This is a genomic window from Cupriavidus sp. 10L45, from assembly GCF_056395225.1.
In genome coordinates this window covers 201,994-218,207 of sequence record NZ_JBFTJC010000004.1, presented here as the reverse complement: position 1 = coordinate 218,207, position 16,214 = coordinate 201,994, and the positions used below count along the sequence as shown (strand labels likewise).

Here is a 16,214-nt window from a genome sequence, read left to right as displayed (position 1 = left end):
GCCCCACTGTAGTGGGAGATGTGGGGCCTTTTGGGCCACTTTTCGCCCAACGAGGCGGCGCGCGTTCCACTTCGGCCATGCCCCTCTTGCGCCAGCGTCGATACTGTATAAGCATACAGTAATCGTCAATCTTCCGATGGCGCACGCCCGCCGCGTGTGCCGAATTCATCACCATGACTGCGCCCCCGCACATCCTGCCTGCCGAGGAGGATGGTGCGTCTCCACTGCCTTCGCCTCCCGATCCCGTGCCCGATCACCGGGCCTCGGTGGCCGAACTCGAGCATCGCTACCCCGGGCTGTGGCGCGCCGGGCAACTGGGCCATGCCGGCCGGCTGCCCGTGTGCCCGAGCGGCTATGACGCGCTGGCGCAGGAGTTGCCCGGCGGGGGCTGGCCCGCTGGCGCGGTCACCGAACTGCTGCTCGCCCACGATGGCGTGGGCGAACTGCGGTTGCTGATGCCGGCGTTGCGCACGCTGGCCGCGGCGGGGCGGCGCCTGGCGTTCGTCAATCCGCCTTATCTGCCGAATGCCGCTGGGCTGGCGGGGCTGGCCGGCCTGCCTGCGCGACAGCTCTACTGGGTGCGGCCGCCGGCGGCCACCCCGCCGGCCTCGCGCCGCACGGACATGCTCTGGGCGGCCGAGCAGATGCTGCGCAGCCAGGCGTTCGGCGCGGTGCTGGTGTGGCTCGGCGCCGCGCGGCCCGAGGCGCTGCGCCGGCTTCAGGTGCTGGCCCAGGCCGGCGATACCGTGGTCTGGGTGCTGCGGCCCCTGCGCGTGCTCCAGGAATCGTCGCCGGCCGTGCTGCGGCTGGCGCTGTCGCCGTTGCCCGGCAACATGCTGTCGATTGCCTTCCACAAGCGCCGTGGCCCCGTGCGGGACGCGCCGCTGCAACTGTCGCTGGGCGGCATGGCGCACGTGCCCGCACGCGTCGCCACGCCCGTCACTCCCACCGCTCCTGTCACTCCCACCGCGCCTTCCGTGGTGCCCCCTCATCATGCTGCCGACGTTCTGGATCGCGGTGCATCTGCCGCGCCTGCCGCTGGACGCGCTGCAACCGAGCTGGCCTGAGGCCGCCGGTGCGCCGTCCGTCCCCGCCTCCGGCACGCTGCAACAGGCGCTGCCCGTGGCGGTGATGGCGCACGAGCGCGTGGTGCTGGCCAACGGCCCGGCCGTGGCCCTCGGCGTGGCGTTCGGCATGCGGCGCGGCGGCGTGCAGGCGCTGTCGGCGGAGGTCGTGCAACTGGAGCGCAGCCTCCCGGCCGAAGAGGCGTTGATGACCGACGTGGCGCTGACGCTGCTCCACTTCACGCCGGCCGTGACGATCGACCCGGATGCCGAATCGGCCACCGTGATGCTCGACGTCACCGCCAGCCTGCGCCTGTTCGGCGGGCACCGCGCGCTGTGCCGTGCCATCCGCGCGCGGGTGCGGCAGCTCGGCACGTTCGCGCAACTGGGCTGCGGCACCACGGCGCAGGGCGCGGCCTGGCTCGCCCGGCAGCCGCTGCGCCGGACGCGGCGCGGGATCGTGCGGCCCGCGCGCCGCGCCATCCAGCCTGCCCGCATGACGCGCCTGCTCGATGCCCTGCCCGTGGCGTGCCTGCAGACGCTGGCCGATCCGGGCTGGCTCGAGGGCGTGGGCTGCCGCACGCTGGGGCAGGTGAGGCAGTTGCCGCGCGCGGGGCTGTCGCGCCGCATCGGCACGGCACTGCTGGCGCGGCTCGATCAGGCTTACGATCAGGCGCCGGCCGGCTTTGCATGGTTCGAGGCGCCGCCTGCCTTCGCGCAGCGGATGGAGCTGCCGGGGCGCATCGAAGCGGCCGACGGGGTGCTGGCCGGCGCGCAGCGGCTGCTGCTGGCGCTGTCCGGCTGGCTGGCGGCGCAGCAGGCCGGCGTTACGCGCTGCGTGCTGGTGCTGGAGCACGAGCGCTACCGGCTGGGCCAGGACATGGACAGCACGCTCGTGCCGCTGGGCCTGGCGCAGCCCAGCCGGGACCCGGTGCATCTTTCCAGGCTGCTGCGCGAGAAGCTCGACAAGGTGCGCTTCCACGCGCCCGTGGGCGGCCTGGCGCTGCGCGTGGAGGCGATGGAGACCTGCTTGCCGCAGAGCGATTCGTTGTTCCCGGAGCCCGGCGCGGCGCCGGCCGAACTGGGCCGGCTGATCGATACGCTGATGGCCCGCCTCGGCCGCGACAACGTGCTGCAGCCTCGCCCGCTGGCCGACCATCGCCCCGAATGCGCCAACCAGTGGGGCCCTGTGGACGAGCCGCCGCCCCGCGCGCCCGCCACCGGCACGCTGCCGCCCGAACGGCCGCTGTGGCTGCTGGAGGCGCCCCGGCCGCTGCGCGTGCAGCGGCACCGGCCCGTCTACGAAGGCCCGCTGGTCATGCTCACCCGCCCCGAGCGCATCGAAGCCGGCTGGTGGGATGGCGGACTGGCCACGCGCGACTATTTCATCGCCGAACGGGCGGACGGGCTGCGCTGCTGGGTCTATCGCGAGCGCCCCGGCCATCCCACCCGCAGCGGGCAGGAAGAGGGCGGCGAATACCGCTGGTTCCTGCACGGGCTGTTCGCCTGATTTCGCCTGAATATTCCTGACGTTTTCCCCATGCTGTCGTCGCTTCCTGGCCTCTCCTCGCTGCTGCCCTCGCTGCCCGATTACGCGGAGCTGCACTGTGTGTCGAACTTCACGTTCCTCACCGGCGCCTCGCATCCGCAGGAACTGATCGCGCGCGCATTCCAGCTCGGCTACAGCGGGCTGGCGCTGACCGACGAGTGCTCGGTGGCGGGCACGGCGCGCGCGCATCACGCCATCAAGGTGCTGCGCGAGGAGATGTGGGAGGCCGTGGCGCGCAGCGCCCGCCGGCTGGCGGCGGGGCAGGCGGACGGCGAGTTCGATGATGCCGAGCTGGTCCATGCCTTCACACCCGATGGAATGGAGGGGATGGACGATGTGGACGACATGGAGGAGGGCGACCCCGACGCCTTGCCGCTCATTGACGACCACCCGGGCGACCACCCGGACGACCACCCGGGCGACCACCCGGACGACGACCCCGATGCCGCCGCGCACCGCCACCGCGTGCTGGAGGCGCGCGCCGCCGCCGCCGATGCGTTCAACGTGATCCTCGGCAGCCGCTTCACGCTGACGGCCTCCCCCGGGCAGCCCCCCGAGCCCTATGCCATGCCCATGCCGCCCCCGCGCCTGCTGCTGCTGGCGCAGAACCGCGAGGGCTTCGGCAATCTCTGCGAGTTCATCACGCTGGGCCGCACGCGCGCGGAGAAGGGCAGCTATCTGCTGTATCCGTCCGACCTCGCCAGCCCCGAGCCGGATCAGGCGCACCTGCGCGGCATGCCCGATTGCCTCGCCATCCTGCTGCCCGACTACTGCGCCGATCCCGATGTGCTGCGCGCGCAGGCGCTGTGGTGCCGGGAGACCTTCGGCGCGCGCGTGTGGATCGCACTGGAACTGCTGCAGGGCCATGCCGAGGCGCTGCACCGCACCCGGCTCCAGGCCGTGTCGGCGGAAACTGGCGTGCCGCTGGTGGCGGCCGGCGCCGTGACCATGCACGTGCGCTCGCGCAAGCCGCTGGCCGATGTGCTGACCGCCATCCGGCTCGGCCAGCCGCTGCCCGCCTGCGGCATGGCGCTGGCGCCCAATGCCGAGGCGCACCTGCGCATGCGGCAGGTGGTGTCGCGGCTCTATCCGCGCGAGGCGCTGGCGCAGACGCTGAAGATCGCCGAGCAGTGCCGGTTCTCGCTGGACACGCTGCGCTACGAATACCCCGAGGAACTGGTGCCCGACGGCGAGACGCCGATCAGCTACCTGCGCAAGGAGGTGGAGCGGGGCAGCCGCGAGCGTTTTCCGCACGGCATGGAGCCCGAGTGGGAGGCGCAGCTTGAGGGCGAACTCGAACTGATCGAGGAAAAGCACTACGAGCCGTTCTTCCTGACCGTGCACGACATCGTGCGCTTCGCGCGCCAGCGCGGCATCCTGTGCCAGGGCCGGGGCTCGGCCGCCAACTCGCTGGTCTGCTACTGCCTGCATATCACCGAGGTGAGCCCGGAGCAGGCCAACCTGCTGTTCGGCCGATTCCTCTCGCGCGAGCGCGACGAGCCGCCCGATATCGACGTCGATTTCGAGCACCAGCGGCGCGAGGAGGTGATCCAGTACATCTACGAGAAGTACGGCCGGCATCGGGCCGCGCTGGCGGCGTCGCTGATCACCTATCGCTCCCGTAGCGCGCTGCGGGACGTGGGGCGCGCGCTCGGCATCGACCCGAGCGTGGTGGAGCAGGTGGTCAAGGGCCAGGCGTGGTGGGATGGCGGCACGGCGTTCCTGGAGCGCATTACGCGCTACGGCCTGGACCCCGACTCCCCGGCCGTGCGGCAATGGGCGAGCCTGACCGAGCAGCTGCGCGGCTTTCCGCGCCATCTGTCGCAGCACGTGGGCGGCTTCGTGATCGCGCGGCACAAGCTGTCGCGGCTGGTGCCGATCGAGAACGCGGCCATGGCCGACCGCAGCGTGATCCAGTGGGACAAGGACGACCTCGAATCGCTGGGGCTGCTCAAGGTGGATGTGCTCGCGCTCGGCATGCTCACCGCCATCCGGCGCGCGCTGGCGATGATCCCGAATCCCGAGCCCGAGCGGGCCGGGCTGCCGTGCCGCATGGAAGACCTGCCCGAGACCGACGACGCCACCTACGACATGATCTGCAAGGCGGATACCGTGGGTGTGTTCCAGATCGAGTCGCGCGCGCAGCAGTCGATGCTGCCGCGCCTGCAGCCGCGCAAATATTACGATCTCGTGGTGGAGGTGGCCATCGTGAGGCCGGGACCGATCCAGGGCGGCATGGTGCACCCCTACCTCAAGCGGCGCGAGGCGCTGCGCCGCACCGGCAAGCTGCCGACCTACTTCAACGACGTGATCCGCCGCGTGCTGGGCCGCACGCTGGGCGTGCCGATCTTCCAGGAGCAGGTGATGCAGCTCGCCATCGACGCGGCCGGTTTCACGCCGGGGCAGGCAGACCAGCTGCGCCGCTCGATGGCGGCGTGGCGGCGGCGCGGCGATCTCAAGAAGCACCAGGATGCGCTGGTGCGCGCGCTGACCACGCGCGGCTATCCCGAGTCCTTCGCGCTGGCCATCTGCAAGCAGATCGAGGGGTTTGGCGAGTACGGCTTCCCGGAGAGCCACGCGGCGAGCTTCGCGAAGCTGGTCTACGTGAGCGCGTGGCTCAAGTGCCATCATCCCGATGCCTTCCTGTGCGGCCTGCTGAACAGCCACCCGATGGGCTTCTATTCGCCGTCGCAACTGGTGCAGGACGCGCGCCGGCATGACGTGGTGACGCAGCCCGTGGACGTGACCGTCAGCGGCTGGGAGAGCGCGCTGGAGGCCCGCCGCCCCGGCCAGCGCTACCGCGACGTGCGGCTGGGGCTGGGCCGCGTGCGCGGCATGCGCGAGGATGCCGCGCTGCGCATCGAGGCGGCGCGGGCCGAACGGCCGTTCGAGAGCGTGGAAGACCTGGCACGGCGCGCGGGGCTGGACAAGCACGACATCGACGTCCTGGCGGCGGCCGACGCGCTGGTGTCGCTGGCCGGCCACCGGCGCCAGGCGCGTTGGCTGGCGCGCGGCGCGGCGGTGCAGTCGGTGCACCGCGACCTGCTGCACGAGGCACCCCCGGCCGAAGCCGAGCTGCTGCTGCCCGAGCCGAAGATCGGCGAAGACGTGGCCGCCGACTACGCCAGCCTGGGGCTCTCCCTGAAATGCCACCCGCTGACCCTGCTGCGCCGCCGCCTGACGGCGCTCAAGTTCCTCACGGCGCAGCAGCTATCGCGGCTGGGCAACGGCCGCCGCGTGCGCGCGTGCGGCATCGTCACGGTGCGCCAGCGCCCCTCCACGGCCAACGGCACCATTTTTACCTCCATCGAGGACGAAACCGGGCCGATCAACGTGATCATCTGGCCCGACCTGGTGGAGCGGCAGCGCAAGGAGGTGCTCGGCGCCAAGCTGCTGGGCGTGATCGGCACCTGGCAAAGGCAGGGCGAGGTCAGGCACCTGGTGGCGCAGGAACTGGTCGACCTGAGCCCGCTGCTGGGCAAGCTGATGGCGGAGAGCCGGGATTTTCATTGAGGGATGGCCGGCGAGCATCGTATCCGTCGCCCGTAGCACCTACACTTAGGCAACCGCGCCGCGATCGGCCAGCACGATCTGCCCGGTTTTTCGGCTTTCCCCCACCTCAACGAGGAGATGCGTCATGGCAACATCGCCCAATCCGTTTACCGATTTCACCAAGTTGCTCGAACAGTACAAGCTGCCCGGCGTCGACATGACGGCGGTGATCGAAGCCCGGCGCAAGGATATCGACGCCATCACGGAGGCCAACAAGATTGCCTACGAAGGCATGCAGGCGCTGGTGCAAAAGCAGGCCGAGATCCTGAGCCAGAGCATGCAGGAGATTCAGGCCGCGGCCCAGAAGCTGACCGCAGGCGGCGATCCTGCCGCGGCCATGGCCCGGCAGGGCGAGTTCGTCCAGCAAGGCTTGCAGACGGCGTTCAACAACATGCGCGAACTGGCGGAAATGGCCCAGAAATCGCAAGCGGAAGCGCTGGCCGTGATGACCCAGCGCGCCGAGCAGAACATCGAAGAGGCCAAGCGGCTGATGAAAATGCCCGGGAAGTAAGCGACGGGTAACGACGATCCGGGCCCGGCCGGGGGTGCCCGCCCAGGCCCGCTCAGGCCCGCACCGGCAGCCGGGGCGTGAACCGCAGGTGCTGGATCTCGCCGCCCTTGCCCACCAGGATCGTGGCCTCGGGGATTTCCTCCCAGACGCCTTGCACGTCGATCAGGGGCTCGGACAGCACCAGAAAGGCGTCGTCGCCGGCGGCGATGATGCGCGGGTCTTCCGGATAGAGCGCCCGTAGCTGCCGGAACGAGGTGCTGTGGAACAGCGAGCGCGACGCGTTTTCGCTGGAATAGCGCACGGCCACGATCTGCTGGCCGTCCATGACGCAAACGGTCATGTTCAGCGGGTGCTCCACGTCGTGGCGATGCCCCACCTCCTCGATCAGGCCGGCCATCTGCTCCAGCGCGCCGCGCGGGTCGCGCTCCAGCCCGAACGTCAGCGCCAGGAAGAACATCACCTCGGAGTCGGTCGAACCCTCGATCCAGCGGAACAGATGCGGCGCCACCGCCATCATCAGGTCGCGCCGCACCAGCGGAAAGTCGCGGATCAGCCCGTTGTGGACGAACAGCCAGCGCCCGAAGCGGAACGGGTGACAGTTGGTTTCCTGGGTGGGCGTGCCGGTGGCCGCCCGGATATGAGCGACGAACAGGGGCGCCCGCACCGCCCGGGCGGCCTCGCGCAGGTTGGTGTCGCTCCACGCCGGGTGCAGGCCGCGATAGCGGAACGGCAACTCCGAATGCCGCCCGTACCAGCCCACGCCGAAGCCGTCGCCATTGGTCGTGGTGTGGCCCAGCCGGGAGTTCAGGCTCTGGTCGATCAGGGAGTGCTCGGGCTGGAACAACACAGCCTCGAGCGGGACGGAACGGCCGGAATAGGCCAGCCAGCGGCACATGGGGGCGTCTCCTGTGTGTGGGCTCTCCACTTCAGGATAGCAACTACGCGCGTGTTGTGACGGATGCGACCGATGGTAGTCGTGCTGCGGCGCAATATCGGGCCGCGTTAGGTCTTCTCCGGCATGGCCGACGAATGGTGGCTGGTGATCAGCCACTGCGTGCCGTCCCAGCGGTAGGTGTAGGTGTAGCGCGCCTTCACCGTGGCGCCGGTTCGGGCGAAGGTGAAGGTGTAGAGCCCGGCATCCACGGCGGTGTTGCAGCCGATTTCGATGGTGCGGAAGTCGATCTTGCCGGACGGCCCGCTCTGCAGGAAGTGGGTGAAGTAGTCCTCTTTCTCGGCCGGTGTCACGCGCGGCTTGTTGGACACCGTGGCCAGCAGGATCGATCGTTCCGCGTAGTTGGCCACCACCTTGCGGGGGTCGCCGGTCTGCAGGGAGCGGTTCCAGCGGTCGAACAGGGCCGAGATTTCCTGCTCGGAGGTCGCCTTGCAGTTCTCCGTGCGCGACGCCTGTGTGCTGCCGGGCGTACCCGGGCTCGTGGCGCAGCCGGCAAGCAGCAGGGCCAGCGCAGCAGCAATCTGGTAGCGCGCCATGACGGTCTCCTCAGGCCCGGGATTGAGCCTTGAATACTAGGCGTGGGCGCGGCAGGTAACGGCGCCGGGGCTGGCGGGTCTGTGCGGTAGCACACGGATGGCGGGGGCGCCGGCCTTGACGTGGCGCGCTACAACTCCAGCACCAGCTTCCCGCCGCCCACCGCGCGCGAGCAGCAGGCCATCATCCGGCTGTTCGCCTCGCGTTCGCCGCGCGTGAGCACCACGTCGCGATGGTCGATCTGGCCCGCCAGCACGCGCACCTCGCAGGAGCCGCACAGGCCTTCCTCGCAATCGCTCTGCACGTCGATGTTGGCGCAGCGCAGCGCGGTGAGCAGCGTCTGGTGGGCGGGCACCTCCACTGTCAGGCCGGAATCCTTGAGTTCGACGGTGAACGGCTGTTCCCGCGACGGATCGAGCGTGCCGAGTGCCGAGACGAAGTGCTCCACGCGCAGCGCATCCTCCGGCCACGCGGCGCAGTGGTCTTCCAGCGCCGCGATCATGCGCGCCGGGCCGCAGGCGTAGATCTGCGTCTGCGGGTCCGGCGTGCCGAGCAGCGCGGCGAAGTCCGCGCGCTGGCCTTCGTCGCCCGCATGGACGTGCAGCCGGTTGCCATGCAGCGCGGCCAGTTCCTCGCGCAGGGCCATGCTGGCGCGCGAGCGGCCGCAGTAGTGGAACGTATAGTCGATGCCCAGGTCGCGGGCCCGCCGCGCCATCGCGCTGACCGGCGTCACGCCGATGCCGCCGGCGATGAAGATCGCCTTGCGGCAGCCCTCGTCGAGCCGGAAATGATTGCGCGGGCCACGAATGCGGAGCCGGTCTCCGGCGCGCAGCACGTCATGGACCCAGGCCGAGCCGCCCCGGCTATCGACCTCACGCAGCACGGCGATCTCGAAGGCGCCCGCGTCGGCCGGATCGCCGCACAGCGAATACTGGCGCGAAATCCCCGTATGGCCGCACTCCACGTCGATGTGCGCACCCGGCGCCCAGCGCGGCAGCGCCTTGCCATCGGGCGCCACCAGCCGCAGCCGCACCACGTTGTCCGCCACGGGGTCGATCCGCTCTACCACCACAGTGCGGGCGATGGCTTGCCCGGAGGGCTCGCCAATCCGCACGGCGTCGCGCCAGGTCAGCACGGACGGATCGGTGCGCTCGGGATTGCGCGCCGGGTCCCATTCGACCCAGAGATGCTCCGGCCCCCGGAACGAGGTGTTCGGCACGTAGCTGAACGACTGCTCGGCCAGCCGCAGATGGGGCAGCCGGCGCGTCAGCTCCTCCAGAAAGACCTGCATCTCCATGCGCGCGAGGTTCTTGCCCATGCACTGGTGCGAGCCGTAGCCGAAGGTCAGCTGGTCGCTGGCATTGTCCCGGCGGATGTCGAACAGGTCCGCATCGGCGAAATGCCGTTCGTCGTGATTGGCGGACGAGGTGACAATCAGCAGCTTGCTGCCGGCCGGCAGGGCGATGCCGCCGACCTGCGCATCCCGCGTGACCAGCCTGCGCCAGGCCGCCACCGAGCCGTTGTGGCGCAGGCATTCCTCCACCGCATTGGGGATCAGCGCCGGGTCCGCGCAGATCTCGCGCCAGGCATCCGGGTGCTGGAGCAGCAGCTTGATCGCGTTGGCGGACGCATTGGCCGTGGTCTCGTGCGCCGCCACGATGCCCGCCATCATCATCGAATGGAGGTAGGAGTCGGTGACCACCTCGGGCAGCTCGCGCTGCTTGCGCAGGCCGTACTGCATCCAGCCGGGCGCGTCCGGGTTCTCGCGCATCTTGTCGAGGATCTTGCCGGCGAGCTGCCAGAAATTGCCTACCGCGTGCGCCACGGCCACCTGCTCCTCGGGCTTGGGGCGGCCCCAGGTGTTCACCGTATGGGCGATCGAATACTGGCGCAGCCGGTCCATGTCCTCTTCGGGCACGCCGAGGAAGTGCAGCGCCACGGTCAGGGGCACTTCCCAGAGCATCTGGTCGACCAGGTCAGCGCGTCCGCTGTCGATGAATCGATCGACGTATTCGCGCGTCAGTTGCCGCACCATCGGCTCATGGTGGGCCAGTTCGGCGGGCGTGAACGGCTCCATCAGCGCGCGGCGGCGCGGCATGTGGGCTGGCTCGTCCTCGTTGACCAGCGTGCGGTTCATCGCATAGCCATAGGAGGCCAGCACCGCGTTGGCCGCGTCGCCCGTGGGTGTAATCTTCTCCAGCGCGATGGACGGGCTGAAGGTCAGGTTGTCCCGGAAGATCGCCTTGATGTCGTCATAGCGCGTAACCACCCAGTAGCCCAGCTTCGGGCTGTAGAACACCGGCTCCTGCTCGCGCGACCAGCGCACGTAGTCGGGCGGGTCCTGCTGGTAGCCGTCCTCGAACGGATCGAACGTGGCCGCGTGGGCGCTCACCGGGCAGCCGTTGGGCGCCCGCAGCGCGGTGTGGTCGATGGGACAACCGCCCGGACGGGCGGCGGCGGACGAGAAAGACGGGGGCGTGGCGGATGACGACATACAGCGAACCTCAGTTATCGAGCGTGATCTTCAGGTCGTGGATCAGCTTGGTCCAGCGCGCAATCTCGCTGCGCAGCAGCTCGCTGTATTGCGCCGGGGTGTTGCCGACCGGCTCCACGCCGAAATCGACCAGCTTCTTATGGATGGCCGGCTCCTTGATGGCCGCCACCACCTGCTTGTTCAGCGTGGCGATCACCTCGGGCGGCGTGGCCGCCGGCACGACCATGCCGACCAGCGCGGCGGCTTCCACGTTCCGGTAGCCGAGTTCGGCGAAGGTCGGCACGTCCGGCAGTTGCGGCAGGCGCGTGGCGTTGGCCACGGCCAGCGGGCGCACCTTGCCGCCCTTGATGAAGCCGGCGCCGGCGGCGTAGTCGACCATCATCGCGGGAATCTGGCCGGCCGCCACGTCGGACAGCGCGGGCGCCGCACCGCGATACGGCGCGTGGGTCATGGTCAGCTGGGCCTCCACCTTGAGCAGTTCCATGGCCAGGTGGTGCGGGCTGCCGGCCCCGGCGGACCCGTAGTTCACGCCGCCCGGCGCGGCCTTGACCTGGGCGATGAACTCCTGCGCGGTCTTGGCGGTGGTGCCCGGCCCAACCACCAGGATCATCGGGAAGCGGCCCAGCAGCGTCACCGGCGCGAGGTCCTTGGCGGGGTTGTACGACAGCGTCTTGTAGAGCGCCGGGTTGAAGACCAGCGTGCCGTTATCGGCCGAGAGCACCGTGTAGCCATCGGCTGCCGCCCGCGCCGTCTCGGACGCGCCAATCGCCGTGTTGCCGCCCGGCTTGTTGTCCACCACCACGGGCTGGCCGACCTTGGCGGAGAGCCCCTGCCCGATGGTGCGGGCGAGGAAGTCCGAGCCGCCGCCAGCCGGGTAGGGCACGATCCAGCGGATCGGCTTGCTCGGATAGGCGTCGGCGGCGTGGGCCGAAGGGAAGGCAGCGGAAAACGCAAAGGTCAGGGATGCCGCGATGAGGCCGGCAGCGCGATGGCGGGGCATGGGTGCTTGTCTCCTTGGTATTTGGCCGGATAGTATGTGGCCTTGTTTTGCGTAAATCATATACGCAATGCGTAATCGTTGAATGGGGGTTAACCCAACGCCATGCCAGCCATACCCGACATTCCCGGCAGTCCTGAGCCCGAAGCCCGCCCCCGCGAACGCCGCCAGCGCGTGCAGGCCGCCGAGACCGGCATGGCCGTGCTCAAGGGGCTGGCGCGCCTGGGCGGCCGTGCCAGCCTGACGGCCATCGCGGCCCATATCGACGAAAGTCCGGCCAAGGTGCATCGCTACCTGGCGAGCCTGATCGAGGAAGGGCTGGTGGCGCAGGAGAGCGGCACGCAGCAGTACCACCTGGGGCTGGAGGCGCTCCAGATCGGGCTGGCCGCGATGCGGCAGTCCGACCCAATTCGGCTGGCCGAGGCGTCGCTGATCCGGCTGCGCGAGCGGCTGGAGATCACCTGTTTCATCTCGGTGATGGGCAACAAGGGGCCGACCATCGTCCGGTTCGAGGAACCGGCTCTGCCGGTGACCGTGAACGTGCGGGTGGGATCGGTGATGCCGCTGCTGTGGTCGGCCACGGGCCGCGTGTTCCTGGGTTTGCTCGACGACCAGCGCGTGCAGGCGCTGGCGGAGGCGGAACTGCAGGCGGCCACGCCGGAGCAGCGCGCGCTGCTTGACGCCCAGGACCCGCTCGGCCCGCTACGCGCGGCGGTGCGCGCCGATGGCTGCGCGGCCGTGCGCGATACCAATCTGAAGGGGATCAGCGCCGTGGCGGCGCCGGTGCGGGACTACACGGGGCGGGTGTGCGCGGTGCTGACCGCGCTGGGTGCCACGGGCGGCTTCGACCCATCGATCGACGGGCCGACCGGCCGCGCGGTGCGCGAGGAAGCGGCGGCGGTGAGCACCTTGCTGGGCTTCGCCGCCTGATTCCTGCGCCCGGGAAAGGGTCTTACTCGGGACGCTTGGGGATGTTCACCGCGCGCTGCACGGCGGGGCGGGCCAGGAAGGCGTCCAGCACACGGCGCACTTCGGTGAAGTCGTCGAATCCGACGAGGCTGCCGGCCTCGTAGAAACCGACCAGATTGCGCACCCACGGGAAGGTGGTCATGTCGGCAATCGTGTAGTCATCGCCCATGATCCACTGCCGGCCCTTGAGCCGCTCGTTGAGCACGCCCAGCAGCCGGCGCGACTCCGCGACGTAGCGGTCACGCGGCCGCTTGTCCTCGTAGTCCTTGCCGGCGAACTTGTGGAAGAAGCCGATCTGGCCAAACATCGGCCCGATGCCGCCCATCTGGAACATCACCCACTGAATCGTCTCGTAGCGGGCCGCCGGGTCCGTGGACATGAACTTGCCGGTCTTCTCGGCCAGGTAGATCAGGATCGCCCCCGACTCGAACAGCGCCAGCGGCTTGCCGCCCGGCCCATTCGGATCGAGGATCGCCGGGATCTTGTTGTTCGGGTTCAGCGACAGGAACTCGGGCGTGGTCTGGTCATCCTTGTCGAAACGCACCAGATGCGGCTCGTAGGGCAGGCCCAGCTCCTCCAGCATCAGCGAAACCTTGATGCCGTTGGGGGTGTTCAGCGAATACAACTGCAGGCGCTCGGGATGCTGCGCCGGCCACTTGCGGGTGATCGGGAAGGCGGACAAATCTGCTGCGGCCATGCACGGGCTCCTGTCGGAATCTTGGGAAGATCCGCGATGGTAAACCGGATGGCGGAATGCTGCCGGGGCGAATCCAGCGCACTCTAGAAAACAAAACAGGCCGCAAGAGCGGCCCGATCTGTTTCGCATGCTGCACAAGCGGAAAGGCTTTCACCCCTTCAACACGTCCCCGATCGCACTCGCCACCACCCCCACATTGCGCTCGTTCAGCCCCGCCACGCACATGCGGCCGGAACGGAGGATGTACACGCCGTGCTCGGCCTTCAGGCGTTCGACCTGATCGGCGGAGAGGCCGGTGTAGGTGAACATGCCGCGCTGGGTGATGTAGCGGGAGAGGGCCTCGCCGCTGACGTGGTCGCGCAGTTTGTCGTGGATGGCCTGGCGCATGTGGGCGATGCGCTCGCACATGGCGGCCAGTTCCTGCTCCCAGCTGGCGCGCAGGGCGGGCGTGGTCAGGACGCGGGCGACGACGCGGGCGCCGTGGGTGGGCGGGTTGCTGTAGTTGGCGCGCACGGCGCCGGTGAGCTGGCCCAGCACGCGGCTGGCTTCGTCGGCGCTCTGGCAGATCACGCTCAGGCCGCCGCAACGCTCGCCGTACAGCGAGAAGTTCTTCGAGAACGAGTTGGCCACCAGCGCCGGCACGTTCTGGCGGGCCAGTTCGCGCACGGCGAAGGCGTCGTCGTCGAGCCCCGCGCCAAAGCCCTGGTAGGCCATGTCCACGAAGGGCAGCAGCTTGCGCGCCTTGAGCACCGCGATGACCTGGCGCCACTGGTCCTGGTTCAGGTCCACGCCGGTCGGGTTGTGGCAGCAGGCGTGCAGCAGCACGATGCCACCTTGCGGAATGGCTTCGATGGCCGCGAGCATGGCGTCGAACTGCAGGCCGCCCGTGGCGGGGTCGTAGTACGGGTACGCATTGACCTGGAAGCCGGCGCGCTCGAAGACCACGCGGTGGTTCTCCCAGCTCGGGTCGCTGATCCACATCTGCGCGGTGGGGAAGTAGCGCTTCAGGAAGTCGGCGCCCACGCGCAGCGCGCCGGAGCCGCCCAGCGTTTGCACCGTGGCGACGCGGCCTTCGGCGCGGGCCGCGCAGTCTTCGCCGAACACCAGCGCCTGCACGGCCTGGCGGTAGCCGGGAATGCCGGCCATCGGCAGGTAGGGGCGCGGGCCCATGTCCGCGAGCAGCGCGGCTTCGGCTTCGGCCACGGCCTGCATCACCGGCAGGCGGCCTTCGCCGTCGAAATAGATGCCGATGCTCAGGTTGACCTTGTTGGTACGCGGGTCCTGCTGGAAGTCCTCGTTGAGCGAGAGGATCGGATCGCCCGGAAAGGCTTCGATGTGTTCGAACATGGGAAAGCTCTGGCTGTGTTTCAGGGGGCGGAGACTCATTGCGCCTGCACGCTCGGGGCGCGCAGCGCGGCGGCGGCGTTCTTTTGCCGGAGGCGATAGCTTACGCCAAGTACGCCAAGCCATACCGGAATCAGGTAGACCGAGATCCGCAGGCCGGGTGTCAGATACATCACATAAAGGATGCCGGCGAGGAAGGCGAGGGTCAGGTAGTTGGTCAGCGGATAGCCCAGGCTCTGGAAGCGCGTGGTCTGGCCGGCCAGGCGCTTGTCGCGGCGGAACTTCAGGTGAATCAGGCTGATCATGGCCCAGTTGATGATCAGGGCCGATACCACCAGGCCCATCAGCAGCTCGAAGGCTTCGCCCGGCATGAAGTAGTTGATCAGCACGCAGGCGCCGGTGGCCAGCGCGGACACGCCCAGCGCGGCCAGCGGAATGCCGCGGCGGTTCACCTTCATCAGCGCCTTCGGCGCGTTGCCCTGCTGCGCCAGGCCCAGCAGCATGCGGCTGTTGCAGTAGACGCCGCTGTTATAGACCGACAGCGCCGCCGTCAGCACCACCAGGTTCAGCACATGGGCCACCGCCGCGCTATCCAGCGCGTGGAAGATCAGCACGAACGGGCTGCCGCCAGTGACCACCTTCTCCCACGGGTAGAGCGACAGCAGCACCGCCAGCGCGCCCACGTAGAAAATCAGGATGCGGTAGATCACCTGATTGGTGGCCTTGGGGATGCTCTTCTCGGGGTTGTCCGCCTCGGCGGCGGTAATGCCCACCAGTTCCAGGCCGCCGAACGAGAACATGATCACGGCCATCGCCATCACCAGGCCGCCCAGGCCGTTCGGGAAGAAGCCGCCGTGCTGCCACAGGTTGGCCACGGAGGCCTCCGGGCCCGCGCCGCCGGCCATCAGCAGATAGCCGCCAAAGCCGATCATGCCGACGATGGCCGCCACCTTGATGATCGAGAACCAGAATTCCATCTCGCCGAACGACTTCACGCTCGACAGGTTGATTACGTTGATCAGCACGAAGAACGCCAGCGCGGAGATCCACGTGGGCAGCTCCGGCCACCAGTACTGCACGTAGATGCCCACGGCCGACAGCTCGGCCATGCTCACCAGGATGTAGAGCACCCAGTAATTCCAGCCGGACATGAACCCGGCGAAGTGGCCGCAGTATTTATTGGCGAAGTAGCTGAAGGAGCCGGCGACGGGCTCGTCCACCACCATCTCGCCGAGCTGGCGCATGATGAAAAACGCGACAATGCCGGCCAGCGCGTAGCCGAGCAGCACGGCCGGGCCGGCCATCTTGATGGTCTGGGCGATGCCCAGGAACAGCCCGGTGCCGATGGCGCCACCAAGGGCAATCAGCTGGATGTGACGATTCTTCAGGCCACGCTGAAGCGTGCCGTCCTGTTGGGGGGCGTGCATGGGTTTGTGTCCTCTACCTATCTGGCCACTCTGGTGGAATGGCGATCACGTCTCTTTTGACCCGGGAGGTCGGACGCTATGAAAAGGCCGCCGGCGCGGGTAGCTCCGGCGGCGGGGAGGGGTC

At 69.1% G+C, this 16,214-nt stretch carries 12 protein-coding genes; 5 read left to right on the top strand and 7 right to left on the bottom strand.

Annotation, left to right across the window (positions count from 1 at the left end; all coding sequences use genetic code 11):
* The first annotated feature begins 173 nt into the window (after positions 1–173).
* The 4 genes from imuA (at position 174) to AC1DFU_RS09050 (ending at position 6,676) form a co-directional block, all read left to right on the top strand.
* The gene (gene imuA, locus AC1DFU_RS09065; RefSeq protein ID WP_092295095.1) at positions 174–1,067 is read left to right on the top strand and encodes a translesion DNA synthesis-associated protein ImuA; all 894 of its coding nucleotides are present in this window, start codon (positions 174–176) and stop codon (positions 1,065–1,067) included.
* Entirely contained in the window at positions 994–2,574 is a 1,581-nt protein-coding gene (locus AC1DFU_RS09060) for a Y-family DNA polymerase (protein WP_441592785.1), read from the top strand. Before imuA ends, AC1DFU_RS09060 begins: the two co-directional genes overlap by 74 nt.
* A gap of 30 nt (positions 2,575–2,604) precedes the next feature.
* On the top strand, positions 2,605–6,126 hold the full coding sequence (locus AC1DFU_RS09055; protein ID WP_441592784.1) for an error-prone DNA polymerase: 3,522 nt from the start codon (positions 2,605–2,607) through the stop codon (positions 6,124–6,126).
* A gap of 124 nt (positions 6,127–6,250) precedes the next feature.
* Positions 6,251–6,676, top strand: a complete 426-nt coding sequence (locus tag AC1DFU_RS09050) for a phasin family protein (protein WP_092294736.1) — start codon at positions 6,251–6,253, stop codon at positions 6,674–6,676.
* Positions 6,677–6,728: 52 nt separating this feature from the next.
* Here AC1DFU_RS09050 and AC1DFU_RS09045 read toward each other — a convergent pair whose 3' ends face one another.
* The 4 genes from AC1DFU_RS09045 to AC1DFU_RS09030 form a co-directional block, all read right to left on the bottom strand.
* Positions 6,729–7,571 (bottom strand): class II glutamine amidotransferase, encoded by an 843-nt coding sequence (locus tag AC1DFU_RS09045; RefSeq protein ID WP_092294738.1) that lies wholly within the window; start codon positions 7,569–7,571, stop codon positions 6,729–6,731.
* Between the two features lie 107 nt (positions 7,572–7,678).
* Complete coding sequence (locus tag AC1DFU_RS09040; protein WP_092294740.1) at positions 7,679–8,164, bottom strand: DUF4440 domain-containing protein; 486 nt, start codon at positions 8,162–8,164, stop codon at positions 7,679–7,681.
* Positions 8,165–8,292: 128 nt separating this feature from the next.
* Positions 8,293–10,656, bottom strand: coding sequence for a cytochrome P450/oxidoreductase (locus tag AC1DFU_RS09035; RefSeq protein ID WP_441592783.1), 2,364 nt, complete (start codon positions 10,654–10,656; stop codon positions 8,293–8,295).
* A gap of 10 nt (positions 10,657–10,666) precedes the next feature.
* A complete protein-coding gene (locus AC1DFU_RS09030) occupies positions 10,667–11,656 on the bottom strand; it encodes a Bug family tripartite tricarboxylate transporter substrate binding protein (protein ID WP_092294743.1) in 990 nt (329 codons plus the stop codon).
* 102 nt (positions 11,657–11,758) lie between these two features.
* Between AC1DFU_RS09030 and AC1DFU_RS09025 the strand changes: the two genes are divergently transcribed.
* Complete coding sequence (locus AC1DFU_RS09025; protein WP_441592782.1) at positions 11,759–12,583, top strand: IclR family transcriptional regulator; 825 nt, start codon at positions 11,759–11,761, stop codon at positions 12,581–12,583.
* Positions 12,584–12,605: 22 nt separating this feature from the next.
* Here the strand turns inward: AC1DFU_RS09025 and AC1DFU_RS09020 are convergent, their stop codons facing one another.
* From AC1DFU_RS09020 to AC1DFU_RS09010, 3 genes are all read right to left on the bottom strand, one after another.
* The gene (locus AC1DFU_RS09020) at positions 12,606–13,319 is read right to left on the bottom strand and encodes a glutathione S-transferase N-terminal domain-containing protein (RefSeq protein WP_092294747.1); all 714 of its coding nucleotides are present in this window, start codon (positions 13,317–13,319) and stop codon (positions 12,606–12,608) included.
* Between the two features lie 150 nt (positions 13,320–13,469).
* Positions 13,470–14,666 carry an amino acid aminotransferase gene (locus AC1DFU_RS09015; protein ID WP_092294749.1) on the bottom strand — a complete coding sequence of 399 codons (1,197 nt, stop codon included), beginning with the start codon at positions 14,664–14,666 and terminating at the stop codon, positions 13,470–13,472.
* Positions 14,667–14,701: 35 nt separating this feature from the next.
* Complete coding sequence (locus AC1DFU_RS09010) at positions 14,702–16,090, bottom strand: amino acid permease (protein ID WP_092294750.1); 1,389 nt, start codon at positions 16,088–16,090, stop codon at positions 14,702–14,704.
* Between the last annotated feature and the right edge of the window lie 124 nt (positions 16,091–16,214).

Excerpts from the sequence above, each read along its gene's own strand:
- AC1DFU_RS09010 (WP_092294750.1), bottom strand. The coding sequence starts at position 16,090 with ATGCACGCCCCCCAACAGGACGGCACGCTTCAGCGTGGCCTGAAGAAT.
- AC1DFU_RS09055 (WP_441592784.1), top strand. The coding sequence starts at position 2,605 with ATGCTGTCGTCGCTTCCTGGCCTCTCCTCGCTGCTGCCCTCGCTGCCC.
- AC1DFU_RS09060 (WP_441592785.1), top strand. The coding sequence starts at position 994 with ATGCTGCCGACGTTCTGGATCGCGGTGCATCTGCCGCGCCTGCCGCTG.
- AC1DFU_RS09045 (WP_092294738.1), bottom strand. The coding sequence starts at position 7,571 with ATGTGCCGCTGGCTGGCCTATTCCGGCCGTTCCGTCCCGCTCGAGGCT.
- AC1DFU_RS09025 (WP_441592782.1), top strand. The coding sequence starts at position 11,759 with ATGCCAGCCATACCCGACATTCCCGGCAGTCCTGAGCCCGAAGCCCGC.
- AC1DFU_RS09040 (WP_092294740.1), bottom strand. The coding sequence starts at position 8,164 with ATGGCGCGCTACCAGATTGCTGCTGCGCTGGCCCTGCTGCTTGCCGGC.
- AC1DFU_RS09020 (WP_092294747.1), bottom strand. The coding sequence starts at position 13,319 with ATGGCCGCAGCAGATTTGTCCGCCTTCCCGATCACCCGCAAGTGGCCG.
- AC1DFU_RS09030 (WP_092294743.1), bottom strand. The coding sequence starts at position 11,656 with ATGCCCCGCCATCGCGCTGCCGGCCTCATCGCGGCATCCCTGACCTTT.
- AC1DFU_RS09035 (WP_441592783.1), bottom strand. The coding sequence starts at position 10,656 with ATGTCGTCATCCGCCACGCCCCCGTCTTTCTCGTCCGCCGCCGCCCGT.
- AC1DFU_RS09050 (WP_092294736.1), top strand. The coding sequence starts at position 6,251 with ATGGCAACATCGCCCAATCCGTTTACCGATTTCACCAAGTTGCTCGAA.
- imuA (WP_092295095.1), top strand. The coding sequence starts at position 174 with ATGACTGCGCCCCCGCACATCCTGCCTGCCGAGGAGGATGGTGCGTCT.
- AC1DFU_RS09015 (WP_092294749.1), bottom strand. The coding sequence starts at position 14,666 with ATGTTCGAACACATCGAAGCCTTTCCGGGCGATCCGATCCTCTCGCTC.